General features: G+C 52.0%; 14 protein-coding genes. 11 read left to right on the top strand and 3 right to left on the bottom strand.

Translation table 11 applies throughout. The features are described from left to right. Positions 1–46: 46 nt before the first annotated feature. The 7 genes from KW829_RS01860 to KW829_RS01830 all read left to right on the top strand — a co-directional run bounded on the left by KW829_RS01860 (position 47) and on the right by KW829_RS01830 (position 7,930). Positions 47–694 carry a YchE family NAAT transporter gene (locus KW829_RS01860; RefSeq protein WP_214605237.1) on the top strand — a complete coding sequence of 216 codons (648 nt, stop codon included), beginning with the start codon at positions 47–49 and terminating at the stop codon, positions 692–694. Between the two features lie 771 nt (positions 695–1,465). Next, on the top strand, positions 1,466–3,094 hold the full coding sequence (gene oppA / locus KW829_RS01855) for an oligopeptide ABC transporter substrate-binding protein OppA (protein WP_010433002.1): 1,629 nt from the start codon (positions 1,466–1,468) through the stop codon (positions 3,092–3,094). Positions 3,095–3,178: 84 nt separating this feature from the next. After that, positions 3,179–4,099, top strand: a complete 921-nt coding sequence (gene oppB / locus KW829_RS01850; protein WP_089599049.1) for an oligopeptide ABC transporter permease OppB — start codon at positions 3,179–3,181, stop codon at positions 4,097–4,099. Positions 4,100–4,111: 12 nt separating this feature from the next. Then, a complete protein-coding gene (oppC, locus tag KW829_RS01845) occupies positions 4,112–5,020 on the top strand; it encodes an oligopeptide ABC transporter permease OppC (RefSeq protein ID WP_014884161.1) in 909 nt (302 codons plus the stop codon). 11 nt (positions 5,021–5,031) lie between these two features. Beyond that, a complete protein-coding gene (locus KW829_RS01840) occupies positions 5,032–6,045 on the top strand; it encodes an ABC transporter ATP-binding protein (protein WP_214605235.1) in 1,014 nt (337 codons plus the stop codon). Continuing rightward, positions 6,042–7,046: a murein tripeptide/oligopeptide ABC transporter ATP-binding protein OppF gene (oppF, locus tag KW829_RS01835; protein ID WP_010433006.1), complete on the top strand. Its 1,005-nt coding sequence runs from the start codon at positions 6,042–6,044 to the stop codon at positions 7,044–7,046. The genes KW829_RS01840 and oppF overlap by 4 nt, the downstream gene beginning before the upstream one ends. Positions 7,047–7,060: 14 nt before the next feature. Further along, positions 7,061–7,930, top strand: coding sequence for an ion transporter (locus KW829_RS01830; protein ID WP_041951420.1), 870 nt, complete (start codon positions 7,061–7,063; stop codon positions 7,928–7,930). 31 nt (positions 7,931–7,961) lie between these two features. On the opposite strand, the gene KW829_RS01825 is transcribed toward KW829_RS01830, so the two are convergent. Further along, positions 7,962–8,291 (bottom strand): HI1450 family dsDNA-mimic protein, encoded by a 330-nt coding sequence (locus KW829_RS01825; RefSeq protein ID WP_006810881.1) that lies wholly within the window; start codon positions 8,289–8,291, stop codon positions 7,962–7,964. Positions 8,292–8,324: 33 nt separating this feature from the next. Further along, the gene (gene cls / locus KW829_RS01820) at positions 8,325–9,785 is read right to left on the bottom strand and encodes a cardiolipin synthase (RefSeq protein ID WP_089599052.1); all 1,461 of its coding nucleotides are present in this window, start codon (positions 9,783–9,785) and stop codon (positions 8,325–8,327) included. A 143-nt stretch (positions 9,786–9,928) separates the two neighbouring features. Here cls and KW829_RS01815 point away from each other — a divergent pair, with 143 nt between their 5' ends. The 4 genes from KW829_RS01815 (at position 9,929) to KW829_RS01800 (ending at position 12,390) form a co-directional block, all read left to right on the top strand. Further along, positions 9,929–10,102, top strand: coding sequence for a YciY family protein (locus tag KW829_RS01815; RefSeq protein WP_017384232.1), 174 nt, complete (start codon positions 9,929–9,931; stop codon positions 10,100–10,102). Positions 10,103–10,229: 127 nt separating this feature from the next. Beyond that, entirely contained in the window at positions 10,230–10,640 is a 411-nt protein-coding gene (locus tag KW829_RS01810; protein WP_218307482.1) for an Exc2 family lipoprotein, read from the top strand. Positions 10,641–10,709: 69 nt separating this feature from the next. Then, on the top strand, positions 10,710–11,345 hold the full coding sequence (gene leuE / locus KW829_RS01805; RefSeq protein ID WP_089599054.1) for a leucine efflux protein LeuE: 636 nt from the start codon (positions 10,710–10,712) through the stop codon (positions 11,343–11,345). 91 nt (positions 11,346–11,436) lie between these two features. After that, the gene (locus KW829_RS01800; RefSeq protein ID WP_218307481.1) at positions 11,437–12,390 is read left to right on the top strand and encodes a helix-turn-helix domain-containing GNAT family N-acetyltransferase; all 954 of its coding nucleotides are present in this window, start codon (positions 11,437–11,439) and stop codon (positions 12,388–12,390) included. Positions 12,391–12,429: 39 nt separating this feature from the next. Here the strand turns inward: KW829_RS01800 and KW829_RS01795 are convergent, their stop codons facing one another. Then, positions 12,430–12,726, bottom strand: coding sequence for a YciI family protein (locus KW829_RS01795; protein WP_089600585.1), 297 nt, complete (start codon positions 12,724–12,726; stop codon positions 12,430–12,432). Between the last annotated feature and the right edge of the window lie 7 nt (positions 12,727–12,733).

The following is a 12,733-nucleotide window of genomic DNA, read 5'->3' as shown; positions in this document are numbered from 1 at the left end:
ATGACATATTTTTTGTCCCTGAACATGCTCATTAGCGGAGCTAAATGTGATTCAAACGCTCTTTGATTTCCCTACATATTTTAAGTTTTTTGTTGGTCTGTTTGCACTGGTGAACCCAGTGGGGATTATCCCTGTCTTCATCAGTATGACCAGCTACCAGACAGCCGTTGCCAGAAACAAAACCAACCTGACGGCAAACCTATCGGTAGCGATTATTCTGCTGACGTCGCTTTACCTGGGCGACGCCATTTTGCAGTTGTTCGGGATCTCTATTGATTCCTTCCGTATTGCGGGCGGGATTCTGGTTGTCACCATCGCCATGTCGATGATCAGCGGTAAGCTGGGTGAGGATAAACAGAACAAACAGGAGAAATCAGAAACAGCGGTCCGTGAAAGTATCGGTGTCGTTCCGTTGGCCTTGCCGCTGATGGCGGGTCCGGGGGCCATTAGCTCGACGATAGTGTGGGGGACGCGCTATCACAGTCTGATGCACCTGATTGGTTTTTCCGTGGCGATTGCGCTTTTCGCGCTCTGCTGTTGGGGCGTATTCCGCATGGCCCCCTGGCTGGTGCGGCTGTTAGGGCAAACAGGCATCAACGTTATTACCCGTATCATGGGTCTGCTACTGATGGCGTTGGGTATTGAGTTTATCGTTACCGGCATTAAAAGCATTTTCCCTGGGTTATTGCATTAAAACTTCATATGAAAGGACGGAGCCAGGGGCTCCGTTTTTTTTACGTCATTATCAGCAAATCATATAAATAAAGTTGAAATGTGAACATGACATAATAAATTCTACTAATAATCCTCTTTTCTTGTATTTCAACGAGTTAATTCTTTCCTGCCCACCCGCCTGCACATAAATCCTTCGAATGCTCTGTTATTTTACTCACATGATAGTCTGGGGCTTGCTGAGTGATATCCGAAATGATATTAGTAATTTCAATGTTCCCCTAGAGGAATGTGCTAAATAATAACCAGTTGTTAAATTTTTGTGCAAAATCTGCCTGGGGCGACGCATTGAAGTGCGCGCAGAAAAGGTTTTTTACATCTTATTGAATATCCACCAATTTTTTGATAAATGCTGTCCGGTGAGACGATTGTCAGAGAAACGGCATCCTTCGTAAAAGAGAATTGCTTAACAAATTTGCAAAATGTATTGGCGGGTGTTTGCGCCATTTGATACTTTCCGGCCTTATATTTTGCAGAATTAAACAAGTAGATGAGAATTATTTTCATATAGTTTTCGTCCCAGAAATCCATAACACGTCGCAGACGGGGCGGCGTGTTGAGAATCGACGCAAGACGGCCATACGAGCGGTCAGTAATAAAAAAGTCGGTGATAGCAGAAGTAGAAAAAAGAACCTGGCAGCAGCATAAAAAAACTCCTGCGCTGTACAGGCCCCAACAGGGGATTACACAGCTGGCGAAGGCCAGTAATTATAATGAGTGGAGTACCAACACAATGACCATCATCACAAAAAAAAATCTGGTAGCGGCGGGGATTTTAACTGCGCTAATCGCGGGCAACGCAATGGCTGCGGATGTGCCTGCAGGGGTACAACTGGCGGAAAAACAGACGCTGGTGCGTAACAACGGTGCGGAAGTTCAGTCTCTGGACCCGCACAAAATTGAAGGGGTTCCTGAGTCGAACGTTAACCGCGATCTGTTCGAAGGTCTGCTGGTCACTGACGTAGACGGCCACCCGGCTCCGGGTGTGGCTGAGAAATGGGAAAACAAAGATTTCAAAGTCTGGACCTTCCATCTGCGTAAAGATGCTAAATGGTCCGACGGCACTCCGGTCACCGCTGAAGATTTCGTGTATAGCTGGCAGCGCCTGGCGAATCCAAATACCGCCTCTCCGTATGCGAGCTATCTGCAGTATGGTCACATCGCCAATATTGATGACATTATCGCAGGCAAAAAACCTGTTACCGATCTGGGCGTAAAAGCCATTGATGCGAATACCTTTGAAGTGACGTTGAGCGAACCTGTTCCGTACTTCTATAAGCTGCTTGTTCACCCGTCCGTCTCCCCGGTACCAAAATCCGCCGTGGAGAAATTTGGTGAAAAATGGACGCAGCCAGCCAATATCGTGACCAACGGTGCTTATAAGCTGAAAGACTGGGTGGTCAACGAACGTATGGTTCTGGAGCGTAACCCACAGTATTGGGACAACGCGAAAACCGTGATCAATCAGGTGACTTACCTGCCAATTTCTTCTGAAGTGACAGACGTTAACCGCTACCGCAGCGGCGAGATCGACATGACCTATAACAACATGCCGATTGAACTGTTCCAGAAACTGAAAAAAGAGATCCCGAAAGAAGTTCACGTCGATCCGTACCTGTGCACGTACTACTACGAAATTAACAACCAGAAAGCACCGTTCACCGACGTGCGCGTTCGTACCGCGCTGAAGCTGGCGCTGGATCGCGATATCATTGTTAACAAGGTGAAAAACCAGGGCGATCTGCCCGCTTACAGCTACACCCCGCCTTACACCGACGGTATGAAACTGGTTGAACCTGAGTGGTTCAAATGGTCTCAGGAAAAACGTAACGAAGAAGCCAAAAAACTGTTGGCTGAAGCAGGGTATACCGCTGATAAGCCTCTGACGTTTAACCTGCTGTACAACACGTCAGATCTGCATAAAAAACTGGCTATTGCCGTCGCGTCTATCTGGAAGAAAAACCTGGGTGCGAACGTCAAACTGGAAAACCAGGAGTGGAAAACCTTCCTCGATACCCGTCATCAGGGAACGTTCGACGTGGCACGTGCTGGCTGGTGTGCGGACTACAACGAACCGACATCCTTCCTGAACACGATGCTCAGTGACAGTTCGAATAACACTGCACACTATAAGAGCCCGGCTTTCGATAAGATTATCGGTGATACGCTGAAAGTGACTGACGATGCGCAACGCGCAGAGCTGTACGCGAAATCAGAAGAACAACTCGATAAAGACTCTGCAATTGTACCGGTTTACTACTACGTGAACGCCCGTCTGGTGAAACCGTGGGTAGGGGGTTATACCGGTAAAGACCCGTTGGATAATATCTCCGTTAAGAATCTTTATATTATCAAGCATTAATGGCAATGAGTGGGGCGAGGGTACTCGCCCCACGGTGTCTAACCAACGTCACATAATATAGGCACACGCCAGAAGGTACGGGCAATGTTGAAATTTATCCTACGTCGCTGTCTTGAAGCGATTCCAACGCTATTTATTCTTATCACGATTTCCTTCTTCATGATGCGTCTTGCACCGGGAAGTCCTTTTACCGGTGAACGTACGCTGCCGCCAGAAGTCATGGCCAACATTGAAGCGAAATACCATCTGAACGATCCTATCTCTACCCAATACTTCAACTATCTGAAGCAGCTGGCACACGGGGATTTTGGGCCGTCATTCAAATATAAAGACTACTCCGTTAACGACCTGGTGGCGTCAAGCTTCCCGGTATCGGCTAAATTGGGTGCTGCAGCATTCCTGCTCGCCGTCGTTCTCGGGGTTGCTGCGGGCGTTATCGCCGCCTTAAAACAAAATACCAAATGGGATTATGCCGTCATGGGGGTCGCAATGACCGGGGTGGTTATCCCAAGCTTCGTTGTCGCACCGTTGCTGGTCATGATATTTGCCATCACGCTGAAATGGCTGCCGGGCGGCGGGTGGAACGGTGGGGCGCTGCAGTTCATGATACTGCCCATGGTGGCATTATCGTTGGCATACATCGCCAGTATCGCGCGTATCACGCGCGGGTCGATGATTGAGGTTCTGCACTCCAACTTTATCCGTACCGCGCGCGCGAAAGGCTTACCGATGCGCCGGATTATCTTACGGCATGCGCTGAAGCCTGCGCTGTTACCCGTCCTGTCTTACCTGGGGCCAGCTTTTGTCGGCATCATTACGGGGTCAATGGTTATCGAAACCATCTACGGCCTGCCAGGCATTGGTCAGCTGTTTGTTAACGGTGCCCTTAACCGTGACTACTCGCTGGTGCTGAGCCTGACGATTTTGGTTGGTGCGCTGACCATTCTGTTTAACGCCATTGTCGATGTGCTGTATGCCGTTATCGACCCTAAAATCCGTTACTAACTGGAGCACGCCATGATGTTGAGTAAGAAAAACAGCGAGGCGCTGGAAAACTTCAGTGAAAAACTGGAAGTCGAAGGTCGTAGCCTCTGGCAGGATGCGCGTCGCCGCTTTATGCACAACCGTGCTGCCGTCGCGAGCCTGGTCGTCCTGGTGATCATTGCTCTGTTTGTGACGCTGGCACCGATGCTGTCGCAATTCACCTATTTCGATACGGACTGGGGCATGATGTCCAGCGCGCCAGATATGGAGTCCGGGCACTATTTCGGTACCGATTCATCCGGTCGTGACCTGCTGGTGCGCGTGGCCATCGGTGGCCGCATTTCGTTGATGGTCGGTATTGCTGCCGCGCTGGTGGCGGTGATCCTCGGCACGCTCTACGGATCGCTTTCCGGTTATCTCGGCGGGAAAGTGGACTCCGTTATGATGCGTCTGCTGGAAATCCTCAACTCCTTCCCGTTCATGTTCTTCGTGATCCTGCTGGTGACTTTCTTTGGTCAGAACATCCTGTTGATTTTCGTGGCCATCGGGATGGTGTCCTGGCTCGATATGGCGCGTATCGTGCGTGGCCAAACACTGAGCCTTAAACGCAAAGAGTTTATCGAAGCGGCACAGGTGGGTGGGGTATCGACCAGAAATATCGTGGTCCGCCACATTGTGCCGAACGTTCTTGGCGTGGTGGTGGTATATGCCTCACTGCTGGTGCCGAGCATGATCCTCTTTGAATCCTTCCTGAGCTTCCTGGGGCTGGGCACGCAAGAGCCGCTAAGCAGTTGGGGCGCGTTGCTGAGTGACGGTGCAAACTCGATGGAAGTTTCACCGTGGTTGCTGCTGTATCCGGCGGGCTTCCTGGTTGTCACCCTGTTTTGTTTCAACTTTATCGGCGATGGCCTGCGTGATGCCCTCGACCCGAAAGACCGTTAAGGAGCGCCGTCATGACGATTATTGAAACGGCCACTGCGCCAATGGCGCAACAGCAGAGCAATTTGCTGCTGGATGTAAACGATCTCCGTGTCACCTTTAAAACGCCGGATGGTGATGTAACCGCCGTAAACGACCTTAATTTTAACCTGCGCGCCGGTGAAACGCTGGGGATCGTGGGGGAGTCTGGCTCCGGTAAATCTCAAACCGCATTTGCGCTGATGGGGCTGCTGGCGTCTAACGGCGTGATAGGTGGTTCTGCGAAATTCAACGGTCGTGAAATCCTCAACCTGCCGGAACACGAGCTGAATAAGCTTCGCGCTGAGCAGATTTCGATGATTTTCCAGGACCCAATGACCTCTTTAAACCCGTATATGCGCGTCGGCGAACAGCTGATGGAAGTGCTGATGCTGCACAAAGGTATGGGTAAAGCGGAAGCCTTTGAAGAGTCGGTAAAAATGCTGGATGCGGTAAAAATGCCGGAAGCGCGCAAGCGCATGCGCATGTTCCCGCACGAATTCTCTGGCGGTATGCGTCAGCGCGTGATGATTGCGATGGCGCTGCTTTGCCGGCCAAAACTGCTGATTGCTGATGAGCCGACCACTGCGCTGGATGTGACCGTTCAGGCACAGATCATGACCCTGTTGAACGAGCTTAAGCGGGAATTCAACACGGCAATTATCATGATCACCCATGACCTGGGCGTGGTTGCAGGTATCTGCGACAAAGTGCTGGTGATGTATGCCGGTCGTACAATGGAGTACGGTCAGGCGCGTGATGTCTTCTATCAGCCTGCACATCCGTATTCTATCGGCCTGCTGAATGCGGTACCGCGTCTGGATGCGGAAGGTGAATCCCTGCTGACGATCCCGGGTAACCCGCCAAACCTGCTGCGTTTGCCAAAAGGTTGTCCATTCCAGCCACGTTGTCCGCATGCGATGGAGATTTGTAATAGCGCTCCGCCGCTGGAAGAGTTTGCACCAGGCCGCCTGCGCGCCTGCTTTAAGTCGCATGAGGAGCTGGTATGAACGCATTAGATGAAAAAAGAAATGTGCTGCTCGAAATTGCCGATCTTAAAGTCCATTTCGATATCAAAGACGGCAAACAGTGGTTCTGGCAGCCGCCTAAAACCCTCAAAGCCGTTGATGGCGTAACGCTTCGCCTGTACGAGGGCGAAACGCTGGGCGTGGTGGGTGAGTCTGGCTGCGGGAAGTCCACTTTTGCCCGTGCCATTATCGGTCTGGTGAAAGCCACCGACGGCAAAGTGGCCTGGCTGGGCAAAGACCTGCTGGGGATGAAACCGGACGAGTGGCGCGACGTGCGCAGCGATATCCAGATGATTTTCCAGGATCCGCTGGCGTCACTGAACCCGCGTATGACCATCGGCGAAATCATTGCCGAGCCGCTGCGCACCTATCATCCGAAGATGTCGCGTCAGGAAGTGCGCGATCGTGTGAAAGCGATGATGATGAAAGTGGGCCTGCTGCCAAACCTCATCAACCGCTATCCGCACGAATTCTCCGGTGGCCAGTGTCAGCGTATTGGCATTGCGCGTGCACTCATTCTGGAACCGAAGCTGATCATCTGTGATGAGCCGGTCTCCGCGCTGGACGTGTCCATTCAGGCACAGGTGGTTAACCTGCTGCAGAAGCTGCAGCGTGAGATGGGGCTCTCGCTGATCTTCATCGCTCACGATCTGGCCGTGGTGAAGCACATTTCAGACCGTGTACTGGTGATGTATCTGGGGCACGCGGTGGAACTGGGCACCTATGACGAGGTGTACCACAACCCGCTCCATCCTTATACCAAAGCGCTGATGTCGGCAGTGCCGATCCCCGACCCGGATCTGGAAAAAAATAAAACGATTCAGCTGCTGGAAGGGGAACTGCCTTCGCCGATTAATCCGCCGTCCGGCTGCGTATTCCGCACGCGCTGTCCAATGGCCGGGCCGGAATGTGCAAAAACACGACCGGTGCTGGAGGGCAGTTTCCGACACGCGGTTTCCTGCCTTAAAGTAGACCCGTTATAATCGCAAGGGCTGACATGACGTCAGCCCTTATTTTTTGCGAGGTTACTGTGTCGCGTTTATTCACGTCAGCCCGTCGGCGGCTTTATCATTTTTTATTCGATCCTGAAACGGTATCCGGGCGACGCTTCGAAGGTCTCTGCGGTTTATTTGCGCTGCTCAGCGTGGTTGTCATCTTTATTGAATCGGGTGCCGGGACGCAATACCACCTGACATTTGACGAATGGCATATCTTTGTCTGGCTTGAGCTGGTGATTACCCTGGTCTTTACCGTCGAATATCTCCTCAGAGTAATAGCCTGGCCCAACCCGGCCAGATATGTTTTCAGCTTCTGGGGATTTATCGATTTAGCCACCATCCTGCCGCTCTATGTTATGTGGCTTTGGCCGGAGATCAGCCTGAGCTATGTCTTCGCCTGGCGAGCGATGCGCGTGATTCGGGTATTACGTATTCTGAAATTACTGCGTTTTATGCCGTCATTACGTGTGTTCTGGAGTGCGATCGTCAGTGCGCGGCATCAGCTTATTTTGTTCTACTCGTTTATTGCCATCGTCATGATTGTTTTTGGCGCGCTGATGTATTTAATAGAAGGGCCCAAATACGGCTTTACGACGCTCAACGCGTCCGTCTACTGGGCCATTGTGACCGTTACAACCGTTGGCTACGGCGATATCACACCGCATACGCCGCTTGGGCGTATTGTGGCATCGGTCCTGATTTTGATTGGCTATTCGGTGATCGCGATCCCGACGGGACTGATTACCACCCACATGAGCAGTGCATTTCAGAACCGCAAGCAGCAGCGTAAATGTTCGAACTGCCATCAGGGTGAGCATGAACACAGCGCGCGTTTCTGTAACCGCTGTGGTAGTGAATTACCGGATTAAATAAAAAAGGCTGCCATCGCAGCCTTTTTTATTATTCGCGCCAGAGAATATGGCACAGCTTGTGGTCTTTCTCGCGACACAGCAGAACGCGGGCGAAAATGTCGTTAATTTCACCGCCATCTTCATCGGCCAGCCCAATCACCACTTCAGCAAAGAAGTCCGGATTGAGATCAAAATCAACATGCTCAGCCCAGTCTTCTGAAGGGTCGAACAGCTCGGCACCGCCGCGTTCTTCAAACTGCAGATTAAAGAGGATCACATCTGCGGGATCGAGGTTATCAACCGCCAGTTCGAGAAAAATGTCATAGGCCTGCTCGAGCGTTTCGTCTTCGGTCAGGCGATTGTTCAGATCCATTTCCATGATGACTACCTGTTAAACATCGTTGGGCACGTTTTACAGCAACGGACTAAAGAAGTAAAACAGTCGTTCAGCAATTCTCTGCCAGAGCGGGCGTTTCACCCACAGTCTGGCATCCAGCAGGCGCGAGCGGGAGATATAATCATCCTGGACCGCCGCCAGATCGCCACCAAATCCTGCATCGTCAATCACGAGAGTGATTTCAAAGTTAAGCCACAGGCTGCGCATATCAAGGTTAACTGTGCCCACGAGGCTCAGCTCACCGTCTACCAGCACGCTCTTGGTATGCAACAGTCCGCCTTCAAACTGATAAATTTTCACCCCTGCGGCAAGGAGTTCGCTAAAGAATGCGCGGCTTGCCCAACCGACCAGCAGAGAATCGTTTTTGCGCGGCATAATAATACTGACGTCTACACCACGCTGCGCAGCAGTACAAATAGCGTGCAGCAGATCGTCGCTGGGGACGAAGTAAGGCGTCGTCATAATCAGATACTCACGCGCAGAATAGGTCGCCGTGAGTAATGCCTGGTGGATGAGGTCTTCCGGGAAACCAGGCCCGGAGGCAATGGTATGAATGGTATGTCCGCTGGCCTCTTCAAACGGCATAATATTGCCGTCCGGGGGCGGCGGTAAAATACGCTTACCGGTTTCTATTTCCCAGTCGCACGAGTAGACGATCCCCATCGAGGTGGCGACCGGGCCTTCCATTCGCGCCATCAGATCGATCCATTGACCGACACCGGAATCCTGCTTGAAGAAGCGCGGGTCGACCAGGTTCATACTGCCGGTGTAGGCAATATAGTTATCAATCAGAATCATTTTGCGGTGCTGGCGAAGATCCATGCGCCGCAGGAAAACACGCAGCAGATTAACCTTCAGCGCCTCAACCACTTCTATACCGGCATTGCGCATCATTCCCGCCCACGGGCTGCGGAAAAACGCGACGCTGCCAGCGGAATCCAGCATCAGGCGGCAGTGAATACCGCGACGAGCGGCGGCCATCAGTGATTCAGCAACCTGATCCGCCATGCCCCCCGGTTGCCAGATATAAAAAACCATCTCGATGTTATGACGCGCCAGCTGAATATCGCGGATCAGTGCCTGCATCACATCGTCGGACGAAGTCATTAATTGCAGCTGATTACCCTTAACGCCCGCGATGCCCTGGCGGCGTTCGCACAGCTTGAATAATGAAGAGGCGACGCTGCTGTTCTCTTCGGCAAAGATATGTTTGCAGGCTTTAAGATCGCTGAGCCATTTCGCCGTCGACGGCCACATCGCGCGGGCGCGCTCGGCGCGGCGTTTACCCAGATGGAGCTCACCGAAAGAGAGATACGCGATAATGCCCACCAGCGGCAGAATGTAAATAATCAGAAGCCAGGCCATGGCAGAAGGTACGGCTCTGCGCTTCATCAGGATGCGTAACGTCACCCCCGCGATTAACAGCCAGTATCCCAGAATGACCAGCCAACTCACCACGGTGTAGAAGGTTGTCATAAGTAAAAAATCCTTTTGAAAGCGTATTGTTATGAGTGTACGCATCAGGATTCATCTGGCAAATAAAAACGGCAGATAAAAGCGCTGGTTTGCGACGGGGTTGAGCTTATAATGACGACTCTGTGAGTGAAAGAGTTGTCGATATGAAGCGCAGTAGAACAGAAGTAGGGCGCTGGCGTATGTTGCGACAGGTGAGTCGTCGGAAGGCTCGTTGGCTGGAAGCACAATCCCGCCGCAATATGCGTATCCACGCTATCAGAAAATGTGGACTAAACAGACACCGCAACGCGTTGCTGTTCGCCGTCCAGGATATCTGAGAACCATGAGGGCACCGTCAAGGTGCCCGCTGATTTTATAAGACTATCATTTTTCGCAGTCTCTTTCCGACCTCATTCCGCGATATACTCCTCTTGCCTAACCTCATGAATTTAAAAGGAACAAAGGATGAATGGAAAAGTGGTCGCGGTACTTATGGGGATCGCTGTACTCAGCGGTTGCAACAGCAATAAACCCTCACCTGAAAGACATGCCTATTATTTCGTCTCGCATCAATCCAATTTTACGGGCGGGAATTATACCTCCAGTATTTCGCAAAATTACCGTCTCAATGTGCCGCAGTTTCGTGAGCTGTATAAGCAGGGGAAAGCTGACCGCGCCGCGGGGCAACCGCCGTCTTACGCTCAGCAGTATGCACAGACTATTCGCGATCGGTTGAAGGGAGAGGCCAAAACGGAGCACGCCTTCACGGGGAATAGTGATAGCAAATGGACCTCGGAAATGGAGCCGAAGGATGCCATTTTATACGGCAACGAACTGGCCACGACTTATCTTGACGGCTATAACGGCGTACAATAACGCGACAGTTTTCGGGAATATCGTTTTTGCAGCGATATTCCCGTTGTTTTTCAGCAAAAGGAGGGAGAGGTGTTTGCGGAGTTTGGTGTACTGAATTTCTGGACGTACGTGGTCGGTGCATTTTTCATTGTGCTGGTACCCGGTCCGAATACGCTGTTTGTATTGAAAACGGGTATTGGTCACGGCGTCAAAAAAGGCTATCTCGCCGCGACCGGTGTATTTATCGGCGATGCGGTTTTGATGTTTCTGGCATGGGCAGGCGTCGCGGCCTTAATCCAGACCACGCCGGTGCTGTTCAATATTGTTCGCTATCTGGGGGCGTTTTATCTGCTGTGGCTCGGCGGCAAAATGCTGTGGTCGGTCATTACCCGACAGACTAATGGGCACGAAAGTGGAACCGAGCCTGCCAGCGCCATTATGAAACGCTCCCTGGTATTGAGCCTGACGAACCCGAAAGCGATTCTGTTTTACGTGTCATTCTTCGTACAGTTTATTGACGTGAATGCGCAAAACACAGGAACCTCTTTCCTGATCCTTGCCACCACGCTTGAGTTGATTAGCTTTATGTACATGAGCTTCCTGATCTTCTCTGGCGCGTTTGTCACCCGCTACCTGAAAACCAAAAAGAAACTGGCGAAGCTGGGGAATGGGCTGATAGGACTTTTATTTGTCGGTTTTGCGGCGAGATTAGCGTCGCTACATTGACAGAAGAAAGGCTCCTGAGGGAGCCTTTTTAATATCATTGACACGGCCCCGTCATTTAGTTGTATAGTACAACTAAATGACGGAGAAAATAATGCATACTGAACCCCCTGTAGTTAGCGACATTCGCGTTGCGTCACGTCTGATGGTCAGAGAGCTGGGCTTTATGGCCTCCACGCTGGCCTCTACGCATTACTCGCCCTCGGCCGTACACACCCTCGTGGAAATTGAGCTGCATAAGGAGATGACCGCAGGTCAGCTGGTGCAACTGTTGGGTCTGGAAAAATCCAGCGTCAGCCGGATGCTGTCGCGCCTTATTTCTGCAGGCGAACTGGAGGAGGGTGTTTCTGCGCAAGATGCCAGGGCCAAAAGTCTCCGGCTGACTGCAAAGGGGCGCAAGACCGTTGAGCAGATTAATGCCTACGGGAGTGAACGGGTCATTTCAGCGATACAATCACTGGATCCCATACAGCAGGAAACCATCTCTCAGGGACTGTCGCTCTACGCCAACGCGCTGCTGGCCTGCCGGGAGAGCGGCGCTGAGCACCAGCCTACGGCACCTGTGATTGTCGCAGGCTACCGTCCCGGCATGATTGGCCGCATCGCGGAAATGCACGGCAGTTATTATGCACGCGAGCATAACTTTGGCAGCTTCTTCGAAGCCAAAGTTGCTGCGGGGCTTGCTGAATTTAGCGGACGCCTCGAGAAGCCGTGCAACCAGGTTTGGCTGGCTGTGATGAACGGCAGAATTGTAGGATCTGTCGCCATCGATGGCGAGGATTTAGAGCCGGGTGAGGCGCATCTGCGCTGGTTTATTCTGGACGATGGCTGCCGGGGTCATGGGGTTGGCAAAAAACTGTTGAGCGAGGCCATGACGTTTTGCGACAGCGAAGGCTTTTCTGCCGTGCATCTCTGGACGTTCAATAAATTGACCGCTGCCCGACGCCTGTACGAATCCTTTGGCTTTACGCTAGCGAAAGAGTGGGAGGGCGATCAGTGGGGCAGTCGTATCATTGAGCAGCAGTTCACCCGGTTCAAACAGGTTTAGCGGTGCGATAAAAAAGGCTCCTTGCGGAGCCTTGAGGCATCAAAAGACTTTTTTGTACGGGCGCACCGTGACTTTTTCGTACACACCGGCAGCCACATACGGATCGGCGTCAGCCCAGGCGGTTGCCGCTTCCAGAGATTCAAACTCGGCAATGACCGTCGAGCCAGAAAAACCCGCGGCGCCAGGATCGTTGCTGTCTACCGCAGGCATAGGCCCCGCGGTCAATAAGCGGCCTTCATCCTGCAGCAGCTGCAGGCGTGCCAGGTGGGCAGGACGAACAGACTGGCGTTTTTCCAGGGATTCAGCGACATCTTCAGAGTAAATCACATAAAGCACGGCGAAG

This window comes from Enterobacter sp. ENT02 (assembly GCF_019219165.1).
In the GTDB taxonomy this organism is placed as follows: Bacteria; Pseudomonadota; Gammaproteobacteria; order Enterobacterales; family Enterobacteriaceae; genus Enterobacter; species Enterobacter mori.
The sequence above is the reverse complement of the archived record's forward strand: the minus strand, read 5'-3'. Positions and strand labels throughout refer to the sequence as shown.